Consider the following 23,897-nt stretch of genomic DNA (forward strand, 5'->3'; position numbering starts at 1 on the left):
GCTTACCGGCTTGTTCGAACGTAAGTCTATATAAAAGGGGAGGAATAAGACATTGGGAGTGAGGAACTTTTCGTTCAGCCAGAAAAAAAGCAAAAGGCTGAGGGCGGCATTGATTTCATGCTTCACGCTGTTTTTCATCTTCAGCCAAGTTGTCAGCTTTACTCCGATCGCAGCCGCTTCCGGATCACAACAAAGCGAGAGCGGGTTCTTTGATTCAGTTACAGTCAAAGACGGCAGACAGCAGACTGTTGACGGGTCAAAAGCCAGTGAACCGGCTTTAGCACCGGGAGATAAAGTGACACTGACATACGAATGGTCACTAAAACACAAGGAAGATGCAAGTGACCGGAATATCACCTTAAAGATTCCGGAAAGTTTTACATTAGATAACGATGCCGAAGGTGAGCTGACATCAGCTGATCGGGTGATCGGTATATATAAAGCTGAAGCAAAAAGCAGCACGCTGGAAGTGAAAGTGAACGATGCTGAAGCGGATGCCGGGAATGCCAAAGGCGTCATTACACTGTCGGCGAAGTTTACTCCCGACATAACAGATGAGACGAAAATGGCAAAAGCTCTTTTTCAACTGGATGCCGGCAAGACCCAGCAGGTGTTAATCCCTGTGAAGAAAGACGAAACAACGGTTTCTGATACAGAAAAAAACACTTCTTCAACACCTGCTGAACCTCAGGAAAAGACAGAGAAAAAGTCAGCACCTGCGGACGGCGGGGAGAAAGCAGAACAGACAACGAAATCAAAACCTTCTGCTAAACGCAGTCAATCAAAAATGGTGATTACAAGCAAATCTGCCGCTAAAAGCCTTCAATCAGGCGGAAGCCGGATTACGCAAAATATTTTAACTGATGTGAAATTGACGGATGAAAAAGGAAAACCATATGACAAAAACAACCCTGCGAATACGAACTCTCCGGCAAATATCACCATTCAATGGGCGATTCCGAATGAGCTGGGAAAAACAATAAACGACGGTGATCGATATGAATTTGATCTGCCTAAAGAATTTATCATGCATAATGACATTACGAACCAGCCATTGACCGACGGCGATAGTACGTACGGAACTTTTTCCATTAATACGAGCGGCCATGTCATCATGACGTTTAACGGCGAGGTAAAAGAAGATTCTAACGTCAAGGGGTCATTGTATGTAAACACCCAATTCAATCAGAAAGAAATAAAAGGATCAACCACACAAAAGATTAAGTTTCCGGTTAACTCTGATACGCCGGACGTAACGGTTTATTTTAAACCGAATGTCAATAAAACCATTGAGAAATCAGGGGCATTGGATAAAGGTATTAATCCCGGAAAGGTAACGTGGACGGTTGATCTTAATAAAAAGGAAGAAGAAGTTAAACATGCGAAATTGACTGAAAGCCTTCCGGACGAATTGACTTTCCGCTCTGTGAAAGTGTATGAACTTGATGTGAATATTGACGGCTCGGTGAGTCAGGGAAATGAGATAACTTCAGGTTATACCGTTGGCGAAAACGGTAGTGTCACCTTCGCCGGAACGATCGATTCAGCCTGCCGGCTCATATATGACACGGAAATTAAAGATGCGGCAAAGCCGGGTAAAGGCGGAAAGATCACGCTGACAAACAAGGCGGCATTCAGCGGAGACAATGCGGAGCCGATTTCTGCGGAAGCTTCCGTAACAGCGGGTTACGGAAAAATGATAGAAAAATCTTCGACAGGTTATAAAGGAGAATCCCAAACGTTCAGCTGGGCTGTTATGTACAACTACGGTGAGAAAAAGATTGATCAATCCAAAGCCGGCATCAAGGATACGTTCGGATCAGACGATCTGCATCTTGTTCCCGGTTCATTGAAAGTCCTTCCGATTACATTCAGCCAGAACGGCAGCGAACAAGAGGGCGCCCCATTAAAAGAGGGTGAGGATTATACGCTGACTGATAACGGGAACGGTTTTGACATAAAATTCAAGCAAAGTGTCACAGGAGCATATAAGATCATTTATCAATCTCAAGTCAACGATGGGGTCATTATTGACAGTCCTGTCAAATACACCAACACAGTAGTGACAGATACGGGGGACTCGAAGGAAACTCCGGGAACCGCCATTCAGCAGAATCTGATCAAAAATTATTCAAATGCAGACTATGAGAAGAAGACGGTTGATTGGACAATCACAGTTAACAAAAACGGTTACACAATGAAAGACTGGACGCTGGATGATCAATTCACCAGCGGAGGCCTGACGCTCATTGACGATTCATTTCACATGCAAGACACGACTGATAACAAAACGCTGAAAGAAGGAACAGACTATACATTAACAAAAAAACCCGGAAATCAAGGCTTTACAATAGCATTGATCGGGGACTACGCAGAAACAAACAGTCAGTTTAAGATCACGTATACGACAAAATTCAACGCTGACTTTTCAAACGAACCCATTAAGAATACGGCGGAGTCGACATGGACGGATAAAAACGGCGGCAAACGCACAAATAAGGAATCGAGCGGCTTCACACCGAACAATCAGACGTCCCATAACGGATTCAAAAACGGCTCATACAATGCCGTTTCAAAAGAAATCACATGGAAAGTCGGCATCAATTACAATGGCGAACCTTCAAAAAATCCTTATATAAAAGATACGATCACAGATGGTCAGCAATATTTGCATGGGTCGGTTGCTGTTAAAACGTATACCATCAGCAAAAACGGCTCCATCACTGAAGGAGAGTCGCTGGATTCTTCAAAATATGAAATAGAAGAGCCGTCAGACGGCAACAAAAATACGTTAATCGTACGTCTCAAAACTGATGACGCTTTACCATACCTGATTGAATTTAAAACGTCATTAAAAGGCCAGGCCATCAAACAGAATCAATACACAAACAAAGCAGAGTACTTTAATAATGACCATGCAGACCGAACGCTGACGGGTTCAGTTTCCATCGCAAACGGAGGAAACCTGATTTCTAAAGGCGGCAAGCAGAACGGAAACAATATCGATTGGAACATTAATGTCAATGCCAGCCAATCGACACTGGATGACGTAAAAGTCAAAGACACCCCGGATGAGAATCAAATAATAGATGAGGATTCTTTTAAAGTATATCAAGCAAAATATAATGAGAACGGCGTTATGAAAGACAGCAGCGGAAATCTTATTCCGGGTGATGTGAAGCTTGAAAAAGATAAGGACTATAAACTAGATATAAAAACTGACAATGCCACCGGTGAACAATCATTTGTCCTCACCTTTACAGGCGGCTATAAACAAATCGACCGCGCGTATGTCATACAATATCGTTCTCTCATTAATATTTCTGGCAACAGCGGTCAGGTCAGCAACAAAGTGTCGATATCAGGGACAAATGTTGAGGAGCAGACCCAAGAGAACAACAGCTCAGTGTTTGTCGCCATTTCAAGCGGCGGCGGCTCAGGATCAGGAGAGAAGGGAAGCCTGACGATATCTAAAACAGGATCAGACGGAACATCTCTTTCAGGAGCCGGCTTTCAATTATGGTCTAAAGACGGCAAGCAGCTGCTGCGTACGGGCACAACAGACGATGCCGGTAAACTTGCGTTTGGGAATATCCGTTACGGAACCTATGTACTGAAAGAAATAAAAGCTCCGGACGGCTACACCATCAGCGACGCTTATGTAAACGGGGTCTCCGTTACGATTGACGGCAAATCCTCCGCAGCAGGAGCACTCTATAAAGTCATAAATCAAAAAAATAAGGTGACGCTTATCAAAAAAGACGAAAACAACAAGCCTTTGGCCGGTGCTGTATTTAAGCTTGAGAAAAAATCAAGCGACGGCACCTATACTCTGATAAAAAATAATATTGAAAGCGATAAAAATGGGAAAGTTGAGATCAACGGTTTGCCCGCCGGATACTATCGGCTGATGGAGACGAAAGCCCCGTCAGGGTTTATCGTAAACACAAAAGCCATTCACTTCTCAATCGCAAAGAACGAAAAGAATCAAGTACCTGATGTTGAATTGGGATCAATGGTGAATTATAAAGGAAAAGCCGCTTTAACGAAGAAAGATGCAGACGGCCGGAATCTTGAAGGCGCAGTTTTCAAAATCATCGACAGTGATGGAAAAACGGTTAAAGAAGATCTGATTTCAGATAAGGACGGAAAAATAGAAACATCCGGCCTTGCACCCGGTCATTACGCCTTCATCGAAACGAAAGCGCCTGACGGTTATGTGGTAAATACGGAGAAAATAGAGTTTACCATCTCAGAATCGGCGGAAGGAAAGCCGGAGTCAACTGACGCAGGAACGGCCGTTAACTATAAAGGCTCTGTCCAGCTGACGAAGGAAGATGCGGAAGGCCGGAACCTAGAAGGCGCAGTTTTCAAAATCGTCGACAGTGATGGAAACACGGTTCAGGAAGATCTGGTTTCAGATAAAGACGGAAAAGTAGAAACATCCGGCCTTGCACCGGGTCATTACGCCTTCATTGAGACGAAAGCACCCGACGGCTATGTGTTAAATACGGAGAAAAAAGAGTTTACCATCTCAGAAACAGCGGAAGGAAAGCCGAATCCGTCTGACGCAGGAACGGCCGTCAACTATAAAGGCTCTGTCCGGCTGACGAAGGAAGATGCGGAAGGCAAGAAACTTGAAGGTGCAGTCTTCAAAATCGTCGGCAGTGATGGAAAAACGGTTAAAGAAGATCTGGTTTCAGATAAGGACGGAAAAGTAGAAACATCCGGCCTTGCACCGGGTCATTACGCCTTCATCGAAACAAAAGCGCCCGACGGTTATGTGGTAAATACGGAGAAAAAAGAGTTTACCATCTCAGAAACAGCGGAAGGAAAGCCGAAGCCGTCTGAGGCCGGCACCTTTGTCAACTATAAAGGCTCTGTCCAGCTGATCAAGAAGGATCAAGACGGAAACGTTTTAGACGGTGCAGTATTTAAAATCATTGACAGTGATGGAAAAACCGTAAGAGACGATCTGATGACAAAAGAAGGCGGCAAAATTGACGCCGGCGGTTTGGCGCCCGGAAACTATCAATTTGTTGAAACAATAGCGCCGGATGGTTATCTGCTGTCAACAACCCCTGTGCCGTTTACGATTAAGGCTGAGAACAGCGGAAAACCGAATCAGGCTGCCCTGACTGCAGTTAACATCAAGAACAGCGTTGTTCTCACAAAATTGGATCAAGGTGACAAACGGAAAGTCCTGCAAGGTGCGAAGTTTAATCTGACAGATGCAAACGGCAAAGTACTGACAGAGGGTCTGACGACAGATGAGCACGGACAAATTATTGTACGGGGACTGAAAGCGGGCGAATATCAATTTATCGAAACAAAAGCGCCTGAACTTTACAGTTTGGATCAAACGCCAATATCATTCAAGATCACAAATACCGACATAAAACCAGTCGAAATCAGTGCGGAGAATACACTGACGCCTGGTGATGTCACACTGACAAAAGTGGATCATGACGATAAAAATAAGGTGCTGGAAGGTGCTGAATTCAAGATCACGGATTCTTCCGGACATCCGGTAAACACCGGCGGCAGCAAAGAACGGCCGGCGGTATGGAAGACGGATCAAAAGGGCCGGTTTACGGTGAAAGGATTAGCGCCCGGGCAGTATCAATTTATCGAAACAAAAGCGCCTGACGGTTATCAGCTGAACGAAAAACCAATTGAATTCACAATTGAAAAAGGACAGTCAAAAGCCGTTGAGGTCGTCGTTTCTAATAAGAAATTAAAAAATCCCGCACCTGGAAAAGATACACCGAATCATCAAACGAATCAAGGCGGGCATCACCCTGATACCAATGGTAAAACCAATCACTCGGATACAGGCAAAAACCTGCCGAAAACCGGTGATACGGACGGTATGATGCCGGTCACGGCCGGTATTCTGCTGCTATTAGCCGGCGGAGCCGCGGCTGTTGTATCAAGAAAGAAGAAAGCAAGGAATAGATAGACGTTATCGCACCTGATCATGTAAGAATCGATCAGGTGCTTTTTTTAAAAGAGATCATTTCTCACCAAATACTCACCGCATGGCGTACAAGAAAGGAATTTTCTTCATGGTTAAAAAAATGATCATTGCCGTTCTTATTTTGTCCGGGCTGCTTCTCATTTCCTCTCCTCTCATGAAAGGCTGTTTGATCGCGTACCTCAGTAAAAGCCAAATTGAAACGGAATTGACCGCAGAACAAGCGCGGAAAAATAACATGAAAAAAGCGGACTATGATTTTGAATCCATTCATCCGCCCGGTTTCAGTGAAACAGTTCAGTCAAGTTTTAATCGCAAACCGAAACCGATAATCGGACGGATAACCATCAGCAGCATCGATTTAGACCTTCCGATTTTAAAAGGCACAACCAATGAAAACCTGCTGATCGGCGCGGCAACTATGCGTCCGGATCAGAAAATGGGCGAGGGAAACTACCCGTTGGCAGGCCACCATCTGAAGCAGAAGAACCTATTGTTCGGCCCTCTTTTACACATAAAAAAAGGCGCGCAAATCGTGATGACCGACTTTAGAAAAGACTATATTTATTCTGTAACATCAAAAACCATGATTTCAGAAATAGAAGCAAACACAATTCAGGAGACAAAAGATAAAGAGATTACATTAATCACATGCGACAAAGCGGTAAGAACCGAAGGGCGCCTGGCCGTCAAAGGAAAATTGATTGATATTTCCGGTCATTCAAATGTATCTCGGCCATCATAGAGAAACACTTTGTCAACTGAATATACGTCCGTTGTTAAACATCCCGAGACTGGCTTCTGTCAGTCTTTTTTGCGCAGCGATTATAAAAAGTTCATCCTTCTTATCTCTCTTGAGGAAAATTATACCAGACTGCACTTTTTGAAAGAAATGACAAGAGAAAAAGATCACGAAAATTCTCAAAAATGAGAAACAAAGATTTAAAAAGTGGTATGATTTTAGGAGGAAAGGACGGCTGGTGCTGTGTTGGAAGCGAAGCGGTTTTATGTCTCTCTGCAAATGAAAATCGCCGGATTAATCACGGCTTTATTAATACTTGTCATCGGAACGCTCACTGTTATATTTGCCTTTCAGCAATTAAAGGAAGGCCAGAAGCAGGCTGAACAGCTGGCGGTGCAAACGGCAAAAACCATTTCATACATGCCTCCTGTAAAAGAGGCATTCCGGCTTGCGGATCAAGAAGCTTTTACAAAGTTAGACGTCATTGAACAAATGAAAGAACAGGCAGGCGCGCACGCCGTCTACATTACTGATCAAAAAGGGCATGTTGCATTTCATTCGGCCCGCAGCAGCATTCCGAAAGAAAATCAAAATCTGCAAAACAAAACCGTCATGTTCGGCGGGTCTCCGGTTTCCGACGGAATGACGGCCGTCCGGGGAAGCGCCCCGGTTATTCTGGAGGAAAAAAATCATAACGAAGTTGTCGGAACGGTGACAGTCGAGTTTTTACAAGATGAGATAGAAAAAGATATGAAAGCGCATCTGCGGCATTTAGGCTATTTTGCATGTTTGGTGTTTCTTATCGGCATCGGGGGAGCGGCGGCGCTCGCAAAAAGCATCCGTAAAGATACACTCGGCCTTGAACCGCATGAAATTGCAGCGCTGTACCGGGAGCGCAATGCGATGCTCCTTGCGATGAAAGAAGGGATTATCGCCGTAAACAAAGAAGGCGCGGTAACCATGATGAATTTATCTGCGGCTGATATGCTGAATCTTCCGGAACCGATGATCGGAAGGCATATAAAAGAAATCATGCCGGGCGCAAATCTTATGCCGGTTTTGGCAGGGGGAGAATTACCGCCGAACGTGGAGGTGCATGCCGGAGATAAAGTGTTTATCTTAAACGTGAAAGAAATGAAGCAGACCGGACAAGTATACGGAGCGGTGATCAGCTTCCGCGAAAAAACGGAGCTCAAGAAACTCATTAACAAGCTGACTGAAATGAAAAAATACTCGGAGGATCTTCGGGCGCAAACGCATGAATTCTCGAATAAGCTTTACGCGATCCTCGGTCTGTTAGAGCTGGGAGAATATAATGAAGCCATTGAACTGATAAAAGAAGAGTACGCCATCCAGAATGAACAGCACGAAATCCTCTTTCAAAACATTCATTCACAGCGGGTTCAGGCCATACTATTAGGAAAAATGGGAAAGGCGTCTGAGAAGAAAGTGAAGCTTTCAATAGATGAAAACAGCTTTTTAGAATCGCTGCCGGAGCATGTGGGCTCATCCCAGCTCATTACGATCATCGGAAATCTTATTGATAACGCTTTCGAAGCTGTCGCCGAAAAAGAGAAAAAAGAGGTCGCCTTTTTTATGACCGATATCGGCAGAGATATTGTCATCGAAGTGGCGGATTCAGGAGACGGCGTGCCTCAGGAAAAAACAGAAACCATATTTGAGAAGGGCTACTCTTCAAAGGGGACGAGGAGAGGATACGGCTTAGCCAATCTGAAAGAAGCCGTCAGTGAATTGCAGGGATCGATAGAGATATCGCAGCAAAAGAGCGGCGGTGCCGTATTTACGGTGTTTATACCGAAAGAAAGGTCAAAGGGGGAATCGGTGTGATTAACATCGCGATTGCAGAGGACGACTTTCGAATAGCGCAAATTCACGAAAAATTTATCGAACATCTAGATGGATTCAATGTCATCGGCAAAGCAATCAATGCCAAAGACACCATATCGCTGCTTGAGAAACGGCAGCCTGATCTGCTGCTTTTGGATATTTATATGCCGGATGAGCTGGGGACAGATCTGCTTCCCCTTATCCGCGGCCGTTTTCCTTCCGTTGATATCATCATTATTACAGCTTCTGCCGAAACAAGACTGCTGCAGGAAGCGCTCAGATCAGGCGTTTCTCACTATGTCATAAAGCCGGTGTCGGCACATAAATTTACAGAAGTGCTTTTGCAGTACCGTGAAAAAAGAGAATGGCTGCGCTCACAGCCGGAGCTGAGCCAGTCCGTTATCGACATGTTTTTCGGAAGCGGTCAGAAAGAACAAAAACAGCACAATGATCTGCCGACCGGGATTAATTCGATTACACTTCAAAAAATCAAAAACGCGCTCAGGGCAGCTCAAAAAGGGATGACGGCTGAAGAACTGGGCGAAAAAATGGGCGCCTCCAGAACAACGGCGCGGCGCTACGCCGAGTTTCTCGTTTCTCGGGAAGAAGCGCTCGCTGAATTAGAGTACGGCATTATCGGCAGGCCGGAACGGAAATATTATTTAGCACATGAATAAGGGATGGGAGAAATGAAGCGGTTGGGAGTGCTTCTTGTCATGCTGGCGGCGCTGGTTTCTTTTGACGGACGGCAGATGGCGGGCATCCGTTCAGCTGAAGGGCCGGTTGAAATTGTCGTCCCGGCGGCGCCTCAAGGGGGCTGGGACGTAACGGCAAAAGCGTTGCAATCGGTAATAGAGCGGAAGCAAATATTAGGCCGGCCCGTAAAGATCGTCTATAAACCCGGCGGAGGCGGAGACAGCGGCTGGAAATATGTAAACGAACGAAAAACGGATGTCATCAGTATGAATTCAAGCCTGCTGTTAAGCAATGAAATTTTGGGACAAAGCCGGCTGAAGGCAGCTGATTTTACGCCTTTGGCCATTATCGCAAAAGAGTGGCAGACCGTCGCTCTTCCGAAGGATTCAAAGATAAAAAGCGGAAAGCGGCTGCTCGGCGATATTAAAGCACATCCGGGCGGCATAAAAATCGGATTTGCGCCCGGCCTCGGAAATGATGACCAGCTCTCCTTTGCGAGAGCGGCGGAAATGGCCGGAATTTCTCCGTTTGATATCCGCTTTTTTCAATACGGGAGCAGCAATGAAGTCATTGAAGCTCTTATCAGCCACGAGATAGACGCCGCCTCAATGACCATTTCAGAAGCGAGAGACGCCTATCGGAAAGGGAAAATCACATTGGCGGCCGTTACGTCGGACAAAAGGCTCTCCGGCTTCAGCGATGTGCCGACATGGAAAGAGCAGGGGGTGCCGTTTGTCTTTGCGCACTGGAGAGGCATCATGGGGCCGAAAGACATGACCGAAGGCGAGATCGCCTATTGGGATCAGGCTTTGAAACAGATTACCTCATCCGCGGAGTGGAAGCAAATGCTGAAAAAACGGGATTGGGAGAGCTTTTATAAAAACAGCAGCGGCGCAAAACGCTTTTTAGAAGAGCAGACCGAGTTTTATAAAGAGATGATGAGCAGCGAAAAATAAGCCTTCCGCATATTTGCGGGAGGCTTTTTATTTATAAATGAACAAAATGAACGAAAAGGTTATAAAAAATTAAAAATCTTTAAAATCCAAAATATTTACTTCAATATCCAATTCTCATAAGATAGCAAAAAGGCGGATAAAGGGGATCGGGCCTTTAAAATGTAAGCGTATTCATGATAAGGGGGACATACTGTGTTAGCAATCTTAGGCTTTCTTATGATGCTTGTTTTTATGGTGCTGATTATGACAAAACGGCTTTCAGTGTTAACGGCGCTCGTATTAACGCCGATCGTGTTTGCGCTGTTTGCCGGGTTTTCTTTTAACCGGGTCGGCGAGATGATGATCTCCGGTATTGAACAGGTGGCGCCGATCGCAGTCATGATTATGTTTGCGATTCTTTATTTCGGCATTATGATTGATACCGGTTTATTTGATCCGATGGTGTCGCGTATTTTAAAGCTGGTTAAAGGCGATCCGCTCAAAATTGTAGTCGGAACAGCCGTTTTGACCATGCTTGTCGCACTGGACGGAGACGGCTCGACGACGTATATGATTACGACAAGCGCAATGCTGCCTTTGTATATCATGCTCGGAATCCGTCCGATTATTTTAGCGGGAATCGCCGGTGTCGGCATGGGTATCATGAACACGATACCATGGGGCGGCGCGACGCCGCGTGCGGCGAGTGCGCTCGGCGTTGACCCGGCAGAGCTGACGGGGCCGATGCTGCCTGTCATTGCGAGCGGAATGGTGTGTATGATTGTGGTCGCTTATGTACTCGGAAGGATGGAAAGGAAACGGCTCGGGGTGATCGAATTAAAGCAGCCGTCCCATACAAATGAAACGGCTGCGGCTGCGGAAGATGAATGGAAGCGGCCGAAACTGTGGTGGTTCAATTTAATGTTAACGCTTTCTTTAGTGGGATTTTTAGTGTCAGGAAAAGTGAATTTAACCGTGCTGTTCATCATTGCGTTTTGTATCGCGCTGATTGTCAACTATCCGAAGCTTAACGATCAAAGGGAGCGTATTTCAGCCCATTCGAGCAATGTGCTTGCGATCGGTTCGATGATTTTTGCCGCAGGCGTGTTTACCGGAATTCTAACGGGGACGAAGATGGTCGATGAGATGGCCATTTCCCTCGTATCGCTTATTCCGGAACAGATGGGGGGATTTATTCCGGCGATTGTTGCCTTAACGAGCGGTATCTTTACGTTTCTGATGCCTAATGACGCCTATTTTTACGGCGTGCTGCCCATTTTATCCGAGACCGCCGTGGCGTACGGTGTAGATAAGGTGGAAATCGCCCGCGCTTCGATTATCGGCCAGCCGATTCATATGTTAAGCCCGCTCGTGCCGTCGACGCATTTATTAGTCGGGCTTGCCGGGGTCACCATTGATGAACACCAGAAATTTGCGATGAAATGGGCGGTTCTTGCCGTTATCGTCATGACGGCCTTTGCGCTCATCATCGGCGCAATCACGATTTTTTAACATGAAACACCCGGTTCGTCGCACACTAAAGGCATCAGAGGAGGTGCCATGATGAGTGATCCGTTTATGCCGCTTTTTTCAGTGAGAAGCGGTGCCGGTTTTAAAGCGGCGGACGGCGTTTACGGACTGACCGTGCAGATTGCGAATGTTTATTTTATCGAAAATCCCTCAGCTCCGCGGGAAATCATTCTGGTTGACGCGGGAATGCCGCAATCGGCGGAGATGATAACAGAAGAAATGAAACGCCGATTCAAAGAGGGGTATCAGCTGAAGGCGGTCATTTTGACACACGGCCATTTTGATCATGTCGGTGCGATTGAAGAGCTGCTTGAGCTTTGGAATGTGCCGGTTTACATTCATGAAAAGGAGCTCCCGTACGTCACGGGGAAAGCGGATTATCCGCCTGCCAGGCCCGATGCGAAAAAAGGGCTTGTCGCAAAGCTGTCACCGCTGTTTCCGCGCCATACGATCCGCATTCCGTCCGTTCAGGCACTGCCTTCAGACGGTACCGTTCCGTTTCTTGAAGAATGGAAATGGGTGCATACGCCCGGCCACACACCCGGCCATATTTCATTATTCCGGGATAAAGACCGCGTTCTGCTTGCCGGTGATGCCGTGATCACTGTTGAACAGGAATCGCTTGCGGACGTTGTCATTCAAAAGCAAGAGCTTCACGGGCCGCCCGCCTATTTTACAGCGGATACGCAGACGGCGGCCGCATCCGTTCAGAAACTGGCCGAACTGGAGCCGGAAGCGCTTTTGACGGGTCACGGAATTCCTATGACGGGAAAAAACTACCGTGAGGATTTGCTTACACTGGCTGAAAAATTGCATTCCGTTTTGTAAAACACCTGCGAAAATCACAGGTGTTTTTTCTTTGCAGTTTCCAGTATGATACAAAAAAACCATTGTGTTCACTCCTAAAAACGATACAATGGGAAACAGATGTAAATTGAAGGAGAGAGTTTTTTGAAACATACGGAAATACTTTGGGATGAGGCGAAGGATTTTATTGATGTCTGCTATCAGGAACTCGGAATGGAATCGCAAATCAACGCGCGACTACACGCGATAAAAGATGAGATAGAGCGGACGGGAAGTTACGTCCATACGGCGGAAGAGCTTGAACACGGGGCGAAAATGGCGTGGCGCAACAGCAACCGCTGTATCGGGCGTCTGTTCTGGCAATCGCTGAACGTCATTGACCGGCGCGGTGTGAACACGAAAGAAGAGGTGCGCGACGCATTATTTGAACATATTGAAATCGCCACGAACGGCGGAAAAATTAAACCGACAATTACGATTTTCCCTCCTGAGCAGAATGGGGAGAAACAAGTGGAGATCTGGAATCACCAGCTCATCCGCTATGCGGGATATGAGACTGAAAAAGGAAGAGTCGGTGATCCGGCATCATATGAGCTGACGGCTGTCTGCGAAAAACTCGGCTGGCGCGGGAAGCGGACCGATTTTGATATTCTGCCGCTGCTTTTTCGGATGAAAGGGGACGGGCAGCCGGTCTGGTATGACCTGCCTCAGGCGCTCGTGAAAGAAGTGCCGATCACCCATCCGGATATTGAAGAGTTTGCCGATTTAAATCTCAGATGGTACGGGGTTCCGATTATCGCCGATATGAGGCTTGAAATCGGCGGACTGTCGTACAACGCGGCGCCTTTTAACGGATGGTATATGGGAACCGAAATCGGCGCAAGGAACCTTGCAGACGAAAAACGGTATGATATGCTCAAAAAAGCCGCTGCGGTCATGGGGATTTCCGCCAGCCTGAATACCGACCTGTGGAAAGATCAGGTGCTGGTGGAACTGAATAAGGCAGTGCTCTATTCATACAAAAAACACGGTGTCAGCATTGTCGATCACCATACGGCGGCGAATCAATTTAAACGCTTTGAAGAACAGGAACAAGACGCGGGCAGAAAGCTGACGGGCGACTGGACTTGGCTGATTCCGCCGATCTCGCCGGCTTCCACCCACATTTTCCATAAATCATATGACAATACGATTGTGAAGCCGAATTATTATTATCAGGACAAGCCTTATCAGTAACTGATGGAAAAAGTGCGGTATCCTTTCAGACGGTGTGATTCTTCGATGGTTACGCCTGTGACATTTGAGAAGGGGCTGCCTTTTCTGACTGCTTCGGCAAATTGTTTTAACGACTCTTCAGGGCCTTCGGCAAGGATTTCCACCCGGCCGTCATCACGGTTTTTTACCCAGCCGGCTATCTTATGTCTGTCGGCTTCCATCTGGACGAAGTAGCGAAAACCTACGCCCTGAACCCGGCCGTCTGCCATCATATGATATTGAAGCATGGAAAAACCACCTTTTTCTTACTATGATAAAGGAAAGATATGAGATTTCGCAAAGGATGTGAACGAGGTGACGCAAGACTATTCTGTCTTATCTATCAATCTCGGAAAGCCCGCAATTCATGAATTTGCCGGCAGACAAATCAATTCCGGCATCATAAAGCGGCCCGCAGATTCTCCCGTCATGCTGTATAAAACCCATTTTGACGGGGACGGGCAGGCTGATCTGAAGAATCACGGAGGCCCCGATAAAGCGGTGTGCGTGTATCCCGCCGAGCATTATTCATATTGGGAAACAACGCTCGCGAGAAAACTTCCCGCCGCCGCGTTCGGAGAGAATGTAACGGTCAAAGGACTGGCCGAACAAGACGTATGGATCGGAGACGTCTTTCAGCTGGGGGAAGCCGTCGTTCAAGTAAGCCAGCCGCGCCAGCCCTGCGTCAAACTCGCGCTCAAATATGGCATCAAAGATATGGTGCTCCGTGTACAGCAGACGGGATTTACCGGCTTTTATTTCAGGGTGCTTGAAGAAGGATATGTCGATCCGCGTCCCGTCCTCAAGCGTCTGTCGAGAGGCAAAGAAAGCATTTCCGTCTGGTATGCGAATGAAGTGAAATACCGTGATTCCGGCAATCTGTCAGCGATTGAAGAAATACTGCGGGAAGAAGCGCTGTCAGAAAGCTGGAGGGAGTCCTTCCTTAAAAAAAGGGACAGGCTCACTAATGAATAGAAAAAAAGCCGTGCTGCACTGACAGCACGGCTGATTTACGTTATGCTTGTTTCTTTGTTTCCAGCAGATTGGCAAGGAAGTACTTTTTGAAGCTTTGAAGCTTTCTTCCTTCATAGTGGGTAATTCCTTTTTTCTTTAACTCTTCTACATACCAGCCTTTACTGCCATAATGCATGTCAGAAAACTCCTTTCTCCGTTCTCCCGCTGGGGAGAGTTTCTTCAGTTTTTGCCAAACTTTTGGCATTGTAACATCTATAAAAAGACGCTGAAAAGGGATAACACAAAAACTGAGACTTTCGATTCAGAGATGTAAAGCTTTCTTACATATATATGTAAAGGGCGGTCTTTTCATGCTTAATGGCCGGTTAATTTTAACAGCACCGTTCCGAGTGTCATGATTCCGAAAACGACGCCGAAATAAATCAGCATCCCCTTCTTTTTCTTCACTCCGTAAACGGTGAGAATGATGCTTTCAATAAAGAAAATAAACCCGAAGATAATAAACCACATGTTGAAAAATGGCTCCTTTCACAGACATAAGTCCAGTGTAGCACAACTCTTATAACGGGGCATAAAAAAGCCGGGCACTGTATCAGTGTCCGGCAAGTTTGACGAGAAGCTGGGCCAAATGCTGTTTTTCATTGTCATCCGCAATGTCCCACAGTTCTTGTAAGAGTTTTTCTTCCGCATTGCGGGGCTCCTCGTGTTTGGCGAGATAGTCCCCGAGGATGGCGGTGCTTTTGATGATTTTGCTGTCATCCAGACCCAGTTTTTTTCCGGCGGAAATTTTCTGATGAAGGTACGCCTTAAATTCCTCGAAATCCTCTAAAATCTGCTGTTTCGTTACGCCGTGCATGGCGTGTATTTCGTTTTCGATTTTGATTTTTTCTTTATCTTTTTTCATGCGTCTCCCTCCTTCGGGTTAGTTGTTGTATACCTGTTTGGGAGGGAGATGAAACATTACAGTGCAGTTAAAATAATCGGTTTGTCTTTTGTGATCACGATGGTGTGTTCCACTTGGGCGACAAGGCTTTTATCCGGCGTTTTATACGTCCAGCCGTCTCCCGTTTCAACAATCGTTTCCGCTTTCGTGGAAATAAACGGCTCAAGCGCGATCACGGTTCCGTTTTTAAGAAGCGCGTTATCAAACGGATCGTAGTAATTCATGATGTGGTTCGGCGCTTCATGGAGGTTTCTGCCGATTCCGTGGCCCGTCAGCGTTTTAATGACGGTAAATCCGTTGGAGCGGGCTTCATGGTAGACGGCTCTGCCGATCTGGTTTTGGCGTTTGCCGGCTTTTGCCTGATCCAATCCTTTCTGAAATGCGGATGCTGCGCAGTTACAAAGCTTTTGCAGACGTTCATCGCCTTCTCCGAGCACAAATGAAATGCCCGTATCGGAATAAAAACCGCCGAACTCCGCCGAAATATCGATATTTACAAGATCTCCGGCTTTTAAGATTTTAGAGGCGCTCGGAATGCCGTGAGCGACTTCGTCATTTACGCTGATGCATGTCACGCCCGGGAAATCGTATTCCTTCTCCGGAGCGGAAGCGGCTCCGTGCTCGTCAAGCACAGCCTTTCCGATCAGGTCAAGATCTTTCGTGCTCATGCCGGGCTCGGCTTTTTTCTTCATTTCTTCACGCGCCAGCGCGACGATTCTGCCGATTTTTTTAAGGCCTTCTAATTCTTGATCGTTCGTTACAATCATTGTCATTCCCGCTTTCTATTTTTAATCATCTGATTCAAGCTTACCACAACTGGTTTATAAATAGAAAACCAACAAGCCTTATGTGAATAAATGAAGGAAAATTGGTATAGATCACTAGATAACTTATGTGGTATATTTAAGAAAAAAGAAGGGGGATGGGTAAAATGCTTCAATTTTTGCAAAAACTCGGAAAATCATTTATGCTTCCGATTGCCGTTCTGCCCGCCGTTGGTATTATTTTGGCCATCGGCAGAGAGGACTTATTAAATATTCCGTTCATTTACGCGGCGGGGACCGCGGTATTTGATCATCTGCCGCTGATTTTCGCGATCGGAATCGCGATCGGGATTTCCAAAGACAGCAACGGGGCCGCCGCTCTGTCGGGAGCAATTTCTTATATCATGCTGGACGCGGCTGTAAAATCAATCAATTCGACAAATAATATGGCCGTTTTCGGAGGGATTATCGCGGGGTTAATTGCGGGATACACGTATAATCGCTTTAAGGATACGAAGCTGCCCGAATATCTCGGATTTTTCAGCGGGCGCAGGCTCGTTCCGATTGTAACGGCGCTGATTACCATTATTTTGGCGGGGATCTTCGGATTTGTGTGGCCGCCGATTCAGTCGGTGATTACATCCTTCGGGGAATGGATGATCGGGCTTGGCGGGATCGGCGCCGGGATTTACGGGATTTTTAACCGGCTTTTGATTCCATTCGGTCTTCATCATGTGCTGAATAATATTTTTTGGTTCCAGTTTGGCGATTTTCACGGAAAAACGGGAGATCTGGCCCGCTTCTTTGCGAAGGATCCGACGGCGGGAACTTATATGACGGGATTCTTCCCGATTATGATGTTCGGGCTTCCGGCCGCATGTCTGGCAATGATTGCCGCGGCTAAGCCAAGTAAGCGCAAAGCGACGGCCGGAATGATGATCGGTCTCGCGCTGACGGCATTTATTACCGGAATTACAGAGCCGATTGAATTTGCATTTATGTTTTTATCACCGCTTTTGTACGGGGTTCATGCTATATTAACCGGGTTCTCTTTATTTATCGTAAATGTTCTCGGAATCAGGTCAGGTTTTTCATTCTCGGCGGGGGCGATCGATTATCTCCTCAGCTACGGCATTGCCGAAAAACCGCTTTTGCTGCTCGTTGTCGGGCTTTGTTATGCGGTGATCTATTTTGTCGTATTCTATATGCTCATCAAAACGTTAAACTTGAAAACGCCGGGACGGGAAGATGATGAGGAAGAGGAAGAAGTGCTTAGTGAAGATACGGCCGGTTCCGTCGAAGAACATGCCATGCTCAAGGGGCTCGGCGGCAGGCAAAACCTCGAAACGATTGATCACTGTGCGACCCGCCTCAGGCTGACCGTGCAGGATACGTCTCTCATTAATGAGGCGGCGCTTAAAAAAGCGGGAGCAAAAGGGGTTATCAAAACGGGGAATAAAACGGCGCAGGTCATTATCGGGCCGAACGTCGAATTTGTCGCGGAAGAGCTGAGAGAAGCCGTCAGCCGTGACGACCAGAAGCAGACTTGAAAAATCCGGATCACCTATGTGATCCGGATTTTTTTGAACATATAACAAGTTTCACATAATGTACAAAAAACAACGTTTTCTTCTATGTTAAGATTCATGTAGAACAAGTATGGAGATGATGTAAGGTGACATGGATTGCAGTTGTTTCAATTGTTGTCATAAGCCTGATTAAGATTTTGCTGACATGCCTTCCTACCGGAGCGGTGGAATGGATTCTCCGCAAGTTTGAAACCCATTCAAAGCTCAGTGACGCGTCCGCTGCCGTTTCCCTCGGCGGAAAACGTCTGGAAGGCGAAGACAAACGCCGGGTGATTGATGATTTTAACGAAGCCGTGTTTATCGAACGGCATTATATATACCCAGGGGATGAAGAGCGTTATCTTCATCCGCAAAACGGAGCCGATCCGCTTGTCATTAAGACGAGAAAAGGAAAAAAAGATGTGACGGTGTTTGTATACAGCTACGAAGATCATGTAGATGTCGTCAAACAGCAGAAAAAGAAAGTCGTCGCTTATTCAGTTCTTTCCGACAGCCTGCAAAAGCGCTCTATGGCCGCCGCCGGGAGCTGAACATAAAAAAGCCAGATCATTGATATGATCTGGCTTTTGTTTATTCTTTTTGATCATCTGCTGAGGAATCTTCACGCTTCGTATAATCGAATTGTGAAGGGTCCACTTTCTTAAAGCCTTTCGGCTGATAGAAACGAAGCAGATCGCCGTTGATGATCTTATCAGACATTTCAAGCTCAGTCTTGACGAGAGAGTCTTCTTTTTTGTCGACTTCTGAATCATCTAAAAGTCTTCCGGTTTTCGTATCGTAATACTTGCCGGACACTTTCGTATAGTTCGGTGAGATGAAGTCTCCGTTACGGAACGGAATGACTTCTCTGTGCTCTTTCGATAAGATATCTGAACCTGACATGAGATAATCTTTCGTATCGACGCCGAGCAGATGAAGAACGGTCGGCGCAACATCGACTTCACCGGCAAATTTATGATTGCGGCCGCCTTTCACGCCGGGAGCGTGGATAAAGAGCGGCACCCGCTGAAGCTGGGCATTGTCGTATTCAGTGATCTCATCTTTGCCGAGCACTTTCGCCATCGCTTTATTATGGTTTTCGGAGATGCCGTAGTGGTCTCCGTACATCACGATAATCGACTTATCGTACAGGCCGTCTTTTTTCAGGTCATTAAAGAACTGTTCGATTGATTCATCCAGATAGTTCGCGGACTGGAAGTAATTATTGACGACTGAATCGCCAAAGTCTCCCGCCGGGAAGTCCGTGTCTTCTTTATCCATTCCGAACGGGAAGTGGTTGGACAGCGTAATGAACTTCGTATAGAACGGCTGCGGCAGGCTCTTTAAGAGCGGCATGGATTCTTTGAAATACGGTTTGTCTTTCATGCCGTAGTTTTTCGTGTTTTCTTCGCTCATGTCATAATAAGCGGAATCGAAAAACTTATCGATGCCTTCCGCTTTGTACATTTCGTTACGGTTCCAGAAAGTCTGCGTATTTCCGTGGAAAGCGGCAGACGTGTACTTTTTGCCTTTTAAGATCGCAGGAACGGACTGCAGCGTGTTTTGCGCTTTATTGACGAAAACCGAACCTTGCGAAAGCGGGTACAGAGAGTTCTCCATCATAAATTCCGCATCAGATGTTTTACCTTGTCCCGTTTGGTGGAAAAAGTTATCAAAGTAGAATGTTTGATTATCGTGCGCCAGTTTGTTTAAAAACGGCGTCACTTCCTTGCCGTTAATTTTATAGTCAATGATAAAGGATTGCAGAGACTCTAATGAGACGTAGATGACGTTTTTTCCTTCGGCTTTTCCGAAGTAGACGTTGTTCGGCACGTCATAGTTGGCCTTCATATAGTTTTCCACATCCGTTACATCGCTTGAATCGGCAAGCGCGCGCTGGCTGTTTGATTTCACATTCTGCACGGCATCGTAAATCGTAAAGTTGTACGTGCCCAAGTATTTCACCAGATAGTTTCGGTCAAATGAGCGTGTCAAAAGCTCAGGACGATCGGATTCCGCGACGGCGAGGTTGATCAGGAACACAAGCACGGCGGAAGCCAAAACGATTCTGAATGATTTCTTCGCCGGTTTTTCAGCCGTTTTTTTCATCTTAAGGGCCAAAATAATCAAAATGACGGTATCCAGGAAGTAGAAGGCGTCTGTCCATCTCATTAACGAGAACGCGCTGTCTCCGAGCTGGCCGCCGTTTGTCTTTGCCTGCATCATGACCGGGATGGTAATGAAATCATTAAAGAATCTATAATAGACGATGTTTGCAAAAAGCAAAAAAGACAATAAAAAATGAATCACAATAATGGCTGTCTGCTGTAATTTTTTCTTGAAAAGAAGCCCAAATCCAAGAAAGAACAAGCTGGAGCTCAGCGGATTCACAAAAAGCAATATTTTCTGGATCGTGTTGTCTATGCCGAGGTTAAAGTTTAAAATATAAGCGACATATGTTTTCACCCACAATAACACGACCGCTATCAAGAAGAAGGCAAGTCCTCTTTCTTTTATAAATGTTTTCATTGTTACACTCCTTTTTTCCGATCACGGTTTACACGGAACGATAGAAAAAACGAACGTAATCAATATACCATGAAACCAGCAAATAGAAAAGGTGGAAAAGGCTCATCGGAAAAAGGGCGAAAAACGCTGTCGCAACGGGGGTTGATCTGTTGAATGACAGCTTTAAAAAACACAAATGGCACAAACTGGGATTTGTGTTTCCGCATGATCACACCCGGTTCTATTGAAAAAAGAGGTGAACAGTGATGGATATTGCCCATATCGTGGCTGAAGATAAAATCAAGCGCGCCATTAAGGATGGAGAGTTCGCCGGCATCAAAGGAATGGGAAAGCCCCTGCCCAAAGACGATGCCGCACATCTTCCGGAATCGCTCAGAATGGGCTACCGCATATTAAAAAACGCCGGGATCGCCGAGGATGAGGGCGCGCTGAAGAAAGAGCTGATGACGCTCGATTATTTGATCGCCAAGTGCCGCAATGAACAGGAGCGGGATCACCTGCAGAACAAACGGACGGAAAAACAAGTCAGACTCGATAAACTGACGGAGGAGAAAGCCATGTTCTCAAAACCCGCATCTTCTCATTATAAGGAGAAAGTGTACAGACGGCTGGGCCGCCCGTAAGCCGGCTCTTTAGATTTTTTTCTGAAAAGGAATGTGCTCCATAAGGCGCGGGTAGGAAATGTGGAGCAGGCCGTTTACGCACTGCGCCTGTAACAGGCGGGGCTCAGCCGGTTCAGGAAGCTCAATCGTCTCATCGATTTCTCCGTAATACCGGTTTTGGCAGACGCCCATGTTCTTTGGAAAAAGGGGTGTGATGTTTCCTCTTATATGCAGCCGTGTTCTTGACAGCAGCCTCAATGTCAATTCTTCTTCGTAAACGCCGGGCATTTCCACAATGACAAATGTGTGCTGTTCATCCTGATAAATATCATAAGTCAGGGTGTTTTTTTGTAAGGAGAAAAAATCTTCGGGAGATTTCCGTTTCAGGACATTGGTCCAAAAGTCGCTGGGCTTGTGCTCGTTCGTAATCTCAAGCCACTTTCTCATTTTTTCGATATCCACTTCGGCAGAACCTCCCTATATTTGATTTGCGATCGGCATTGACGGGTTGGCGATCTGATCCTGATCGCTCACGTCAGGGTCAAGATGGCCCGAATTCAAACATCCGGCGGCCGGAGAAAAATCCCCTAAAGAAAAGTTCGCGCCGACAAATTTGCTGTTGGCGGTGTGGCTGTTTTGTACGGTCTGACCGATATCGACGTTTCCGTTTTGCGTTGCTCCGTTTACTTTTATATTGACGACGTTAATTTGGTAAGGCATTCATAAAAACCCCTTTAATCTATAATGGGCGGCACCGGCGTAATATTTGCGGTATCTGCGGTTCCGATGGCTGTCTGGTCGTTGACATCAGGATCATTTAACAAGTTCTCCATCATCGATTCTATAGGTGACGTATCGCCGAATGAAGAGTTCAGTCCTTGTGATTTGTTATTTGTGGTGGGACTGTTGTATGCCGCTTCCCCAATCGTAATAGATCCGTTGCCAGAAATACTGTTAATCTTCAAATAGTACAGGTTGATAACAGTGGATGGCATCTCTTCACACCTCTTTAACTTAGTTGTACAGTACTGTATGCTTTTTGTGCTCCTGTTGTGAATTCCGCCCGGACATGTTCCCGATAAAACAAGAAGTCAAGGCCCGGTTCCGGCGGGGCTTTTTTTGTTTCAGGGTCTTTCGCAGTATATTTGTGATGAAAGCGCTATAAAAATAGATTGACGACATGTATATACATCATTACAATAGAGTCATAAACATGTATATACAAGTTTGCAAGACAAAATGAAAACGGTTACGGAGGGGTTGGCATGGGTGAGTTTAACCGGGCTGCGCGGCAGATCGCTGAAGCTGTCGGCGGAATCGAAAATATTGAGGCGGCGACTCATTGTGTGACGCGTTTGCGGTTTGCGTTAATAGATGAAACCAAAGTAAACCAAAAAATGCTTGATGCAATAGACATTGTCAAAGGATCTTTTGCGGTAAACGGGCAGTTTCAAGTCGTGATCGGGCAGGGGACGGTCAACAAAGTATATGCGGAATTAGTGAAGGAAACGGGGATGGGTGAAGCGTCCAAGGATGACGTGAAGAAGGCGGCAGCGCAAAAAATGAATCCTTTACAGCGTGCTGTGAAAACGCTTGCGGACATCTTTATTCCGATCTTGCCGGCGATCGTCACGGCCGGGCTGTTAATGGGTCTGAACAACATTTTAACGGCGGAAGGCATTTTCTACAGCGCCAAATCGATTGTCCAAGTATATCCGCAATGGGCGGATCTCGCCAATATGATTAATCTGATCGCGGGGACGGCTTTCGCTTTTCTGCCGGCTTTAATCGGCTGGTCGGCAGTGAAGCGGTTCGGAGGAAGCCCCCTTTTGGGCATCGTGCTCGGGCTGATGCTGGTGCATCCTGATCTGTTAAACGCATGGGGCTACGGGGCTGCCGAGCAGAGCGGCGATATTCCGGTGTGGAACCTGTTCGGCCTTGAGGTGCAGAAAGTCGGGTATCAAGGTCAGGTGCTCCCGATTCTGCTGGCGTCTTATTTACTTGCCAGGCTTGAGCTCTTTTTGACGAAACGGACGCCGGAGGGCATTCAGCTGTTAGTCGTCGCGCCGGTGACGCTTTTGGTCATCGGTTTTCTATCCTTTGTTATCATCGGTCCGATCACCTTTGCGATCGGTAACGCGCTGACGGCGGGATTGATTGCCGTTTTCGGCCAATTCTCCGCCATCGGAGGCCTGCTGTACGGAGGGCTGTATTCGGCGCTTGTGATCACGGGGATGCACCATACGTTTCTCGCGGTCGATCTTCAATTAATCGGCTCAAAGCTCGGCGGCACATTTTTATGGCCGATGCTCGCATTGTCAAATATCGCTCAAGGATCGGCGGCTTTGGCCATGATGCTGATTACAAAAGATAAAAAACAGCGGGGGCTTTCACTGACGGCCGGCATTTCCGCATATTTGGGCATTACCGAACCGGCGATTTTCGGAGTGAATCTGCGTTACAAATTTCCGTTTGTGATCGCCATGATCAGTTCGGGAATCGCGGGGATGTTCATCTCCGTCAAAGGCGTTCTTGCAAGCTCGGTCGGAGTCGGCGGCGTGCCGGGGATCTTCTCCATTATGAGTCAGTACTGGGGTCCGTTTGCGATCGGAATGCTGATCGTGCTGATTCTCCCGTTTGCGGGCACATACGGGTATGCGCGGCTGAAACGGCAAAAATAGAAAACCTGCGGGGCGCCTTCTATCAGGCTGTCCCTTTTCCCTTTCA

22 protein-coding genes are annotated in these 23,897 nt (G+C 46.6%); 13 read left to right on the top strand and 9 right to left on the bottom strand.

What is annotated here, in order from left to right; all coding sequences use genetic code 11:
- Positions 1 to 52: 52 nt before the first annotated feature.
- The 8 genes from J6600_RS03820 to nosA all read left to right on the top strand — a co-directional run bounded on the left by J6600_RS03820 (position 53) and on the right by nosA (position 13,771).
- Positions 53 to 5,962 carry a SpaA isopeptide-forming pilin-related protein gene (locus J6600_RS03820; RefSeq protein ID WP_209387992.1) on the top strand — a complete coding sequence of 1,970 codons (5,910 nt, stop codon included), beginning with the start codon at positions 53 to 55 and terminating at the stop codon, positions 5,960 to 5,962.
- A 106-nt stretch (positions 5,963 to 6,068) separates the two neighbouring features.
- Positions 6,069 to 6,722 (top strand): class A sortase, encoded by a 654-nt coding sequence (locus J6600_RS03825; RefSeq protein ID WP_029974074.1) that lies wholly within the window; start codon positions 6,069 to 6,071, stop codon positions 6,720 to 6,722.
- Positions 6,723 to 6,962: 240 nt separating this feature from the next.
- Positions 6,963 to 8,567, top strand: a complete 1,605-nt coding sequence (locus tag J6600_RS03830; protein ID WP_209387993.1) for a sensor histidine kinase — start codon at positions 6,963 to 6,965, stop codon at positions 8,565 to 8,567.
- Positions 8,564 to 9,244 (top strand): response regulator, encoded by a 681-nt coding sequence (locus J6600_RS03835; RefSeq protein ID WP_209387994.1) that lies wholly within the window; start codon positions 8,564 to 8,566, stop codon positions 9,242 to 9,244. Before J6600_RS03830 ends, J6600_RS03835 begins: the two co-directional genes overlap by 4 nt.
- Positions 9,245 to 9,256: 12 nt before the next feature.
- Complete coding sequence (locus J6600_RS03840) at positions 9,257 to 10,219, top strand: tripartite tricarboxylate transporter substrate binding protein (RefSeq protein WP_012117061.1); 963 nt, start codon at positions 9,257 to 9,259, stop codon at positions 10,217 to 10,219.
- Positions 10,220 to 10,411: 192 nt separating this feature from the next.
- The gene (gene citM / locus J6600_RS03845) at positions 10,412 to 11,710 is read left to right on the top strand and encodes an Mg(2+)/citrate complex secondary transporter CitM (protein WP_014417175.1); all 1,299 of its coding nucleotides are present in this window, start codon (positions 10,412 to 10,414) and stop codon (positions 11,708 to 11,710) included.
- 51 nt (positions 11,711 to 11,761) lie between these two features.
- Positions 11,762 to 12,556 (top strand): MBL fold metallo-hydrolase, encoded by a 795-nt coding sequence (locus tag J6600_RS03850; protein ID WP_014417176.1) that lies wholly within the window; start codon positions 11,762 to 11,764, stop codon positions 12,554 to 12,556.
- Between the two features lie 123 nt (positions 12,557 to 12,679).
- Positions 12,680 to 13,771, top strand: coding sequence for a nitric oxide synthase (gene nosA / locus J6600_RS03855; protein WP_014417177.1), 1,092 nt, complete (start codon positions 12,680 to 12,682; stop codon positions 13,769 to 13,771).
- Here the strand turns inward: nosA and J6600_RS03860 are convergent.
- A complete protein-coding gene (locus J6600_RS03860) occupies positions 13,765 to 14,037 on the bottom strand; it encodes an acylphosphatase (RefSeq protein ID WP_014417178.1) in 273 nt (90 codons plus the stop codon). The genes nosA and J6600_RS03860 overlap by 7 nt on opposite strands.
- 67 nt (positions 14,038 to 14,104) lie before the next feature.
- Between J6600_RS03860 and J6600_RS03865 the strand changes: the two genes are divergently transcribed.
- Positions 14,105 to 14,764, top strand: coding sequence for an MOSC domain-containing protein (locus J6600_RS03865; RefSeq protein ID WP_061861959.1), 660 nt, complete (start codon positions 14,105 to 14,107; stop codon positions 14,762 to 14,764).
- Positions 14,765 to 14,804: 40 nt separating this feature from the next.
- On the opposite strand, the gene J6600_RS03870 is transcribed toward J6600_RS03865, so the two are convergent.
- From J6600_RS03870 to map, 4 genes are all read right to left on the bottom strand, one after another.
- A complete protein-coding gene (locus J6600_RS03870) occupies positions 14,805 to 14,939 on the bottom strand; it encodes a YflJ family protein (protein WP_003155609.1) in 135 nt (44 codons plus the stop codon).
- 179 nt (positions 14,940 to 15,118) lie between these two features.
- On the bottom strand, positions 15,119 to 15,274 hold the full coding sequence (locus tag J6600_RS03875; protein WP_003155608.1) for a hypothetical protein: 156 nt from the start codon (positions 15,272 to 15,274) through the stop codon (positions 15,119 to 15,121).
- A gap of 82 nt (positions 15,275 to 15,356) precedes the next feature.
- Complete coding sequence (locus J6600_RS03880) at positions 15,357 to 15,668, bottom strand: DUF3243 domain-containing protein (protein WP_209387995.1); 312 nt, start codon at positions 15,666 to 15,668, stop codon at positions 15,357 to 15,359.
- A 56-nt stretch (positions 15,669 to 15,724) separates the two neighbouring features.
- Positions 15,725 to 16,474 (bottom strand): type I methionyl aminopeptidase, encoded by a 750-nt coding sequence (map, locus tag J6600_RS03885; RefSeq protein WP_014417181.1) that lies wholly within the window; start codon positions 16,472 to 16,474, stop codon positions 15,725 to 15,727.
- A gap of 164 nt (positions 16,475 to 16,638) precedes the next feature.
- Here map and nagE point away from each other — a divergent pair, with 164 nt between their 5' ends.
- Entirely contained in the window at positions 16,639 to 18,021 is a 1,383-nt protein-coding gene (gene nagE, locus J6600_RS03890; protein WP_017419100.1) for an N-acetylglucosamine-specific PTS transporter subunit IIBC, read from the top strand.
- Positions 18,022 to 18,146: 125 nt separating this feature from the next.
- The gene (locus J6600_RS03895) at positions 18,147 to 18,590 is read left to right on the top strand and encodes a YfmQ family protein (protein ID WP_061861961.1); all 444 of its coding nucleotides are present in this window, start codon (positions 18,147 to 18,149) and stop codon (positions 18,588 to 18,590) included.
- Between the two features lie 40 nt (positions 18,591 to 18,630).
- On the opposite strand, the gene ltaS is transcribed toward J6600_RS03895, so the two are convergent.
- The gene (gene ltaS, locus J6600_RS03900) at positions 18,631 to 20,568 is read right to left on the bottom strand and encodes a lipoteichoic acid synthase (RefSeq protein WP_014417183.1); all 1,938 of its coding nucleotides are present in this window, start codon (positions 20,566 to 20,568) and stop codon (positions 18,631 to 18,633) included.
- A gap of 245 nt (positions 20,569 to 20,813) precedes the next feature.
- Here ltaS and J6600_RS03905 point away from each other — a divergent pair, with 245 nt between their 5' ends.
- Positions 20,814 to 21,191, top strand: a complete 378-nt coding sequence (locus tag J6600_RS03905; RefSeq protein ID WP_021493879.1) for a DnaJ family domain-containing protein — start codon at positions 20,814 to 20,816, stop codon at positions 21,189 to 21,191.
- 9 nt (positions 21,192 to 21,200) lie between these two features.
- Here the strand turns inward: J6600_RS03905 and J6600_RS03910 are convergent, their stop codons facing one another.
- From J6600_RS03910 to J6600_RS03920, 3 genes are read right to left on the bottom strand one after another with little or no spacing between them, the layout of a single operon-like run.
- A complete protein-coding gene (locus J6600_RS03910; RefSeq protein WP_017419105.1) occupies positions 21,201 to 21,632 on the bottom strand; it encodes an Hsp20/alpha crystallin family protein in 432 nt (143 codons plus the stop codon).
- A 15-nt stretch (positions 21,633 to 21,647) separates the two neighbouring features.
- The gene (locus J6600_RS03915; protein ID WP_003155595.1) at positions 21,648 to 21,890 is read right to left on the bottom strand and encodes a spore germination protein; all 243 of its coding nucleotides are present in this window, start codon (positions 21,888 to 21,890) and stop codon (positions 21,648 to 21,650) included.
- 14 nt (positions 21,891 to 21,904) lie between these two features.
- The gene (locus J6600_RS03920) at positions 21,905 to 22,165 is read right to left on the bottom strand and encodes a spore germination protein (protein WP_007408496.1); all 261 of its coding nucleotides are present in this window, start codon (positions 22,163 to 22,165) and stop codon (positions 21,905 to 21,907) included.
- A gap of 270 nt (positions 22,166 to 22,435) precedes the next feature.
- Here J6600_RS03920 and treP point away from each other — a divergent pair, with 270 nt between their 5' ends.
- Positions 22,436 to 23,851 carry a PTS system trehalose-specific EIIBC component gene (gene treP / locus J6600_RS03925; protein WP_021493878.1) on the top strand — a complete coding sequence of 472 codons (1,416 nt, stop codon included), beginning with the start codon at positions 22,436 to 22,438 and terminating at the stop codon, positions 23,849 to 23,851.
- Positions 23,852 to 23,897 lie beyond the last annotated feature (46 nt).

Source organism: Bacillus sp. LJBV19 (assembly GCF_017797845.1).
Lineage (GTDB): Bacteria > Bacillota > Bacilli > Bacillales > Bacillaceae > Bacillus > Bacillus velezensis.

Coding starts and splice junctions, on each gene's coding strand:
- J6600_RS03825 (WP_029974074.1), top strand. CDS start 6,069: ATGGTTAAAAAAATGATCATTGCCGTTCTTATTTTGTCCGGGCTGCTT.
- J6600_RS03840 (WP_012117061.1), top strand. CDS start 9,257: ATGAAGCGGTTGGGAGTGCTTCTTGTCATGCTGGCGGCGCTGGTTTCT.
- J6600_RS03850 (WP_014417176.1), top strand. CDS start 11,762: ATGAGTGATCCGTTTATGCCGCTTTTTTCAGTGAGAAGCGGTGCCGGT.
- J6600_RS03860 (WP_014417178.1), bottom strand. CDS start 14,037: ATGCTTCAATATCATATGATGGCAGACGGCCGGGTTCAGGGCGTAGGT.
- J6600_RS03870 (WP_003155609.1), bottom strand. CDS start 14,939: ATGCATTATGGCAGTAAAGGCTGGTATGTAGAAGAGTTAAAGAAAAAA.
- J6600_RS03875 (WP_003155608.1), bottom strand. CDS start 15,274: ATGTGGTTTATTATCTTCGGGTTTATTTTCTTTATTGAAAGCATCATT.
- J6600_RS03880 (WP_209387995.1), bottom strand. CDS start 15,668: ATGAAAAAAGATAAAGAAAAAATCAAAATCGAAAACGAAATACACGCC.
- map (WP_014417181.1), bottom strand. CDS start 16,474: ATGATTGTAACGAACGATCAAGAATTAGAAGGCCTTAAAAAAATCGGC.
- nagE (WP_017419100.1), top strand. CDS start 16,639: ATGCTTCAATTTTTGCAAAAACTCGGAAAATCATTTATGCTTCCGATT.
- ltaS (WP_014417183.1), bottom strand. CDS start 20,568: ATGAAAACATTTATAAAAGAAAGAGGACTTGCCTTCTTCTTGATAGCG.
- J6600_RS03905 (WP_021493879.1), top strand. CDS start 20,814: ATGGATATTGCCCATATCGTGGCTGAAGATAAAATCAAGCGCGCCATT.
- J6600_RS03915 (WP_003155595.1), bottom strand. CDS start 21,890: ATGCCTTACCAAATTAACGTCGTCAATATAAAAGTAAACGGAGCAACG.
- J6600_RS03920 (WP_007408496.1), bottom strand. CDS start 22,165: ATGCCATCCACTGTTATCAACCTGTACTATTTGAAGATTAACAGTATT.
- treP (WP_021493878.1), top strand. CDS start 22,436: ATGGGTGAGTTTAACCGGGCTGCGCGGCAGATCGCTGAAGCTGTCGGC.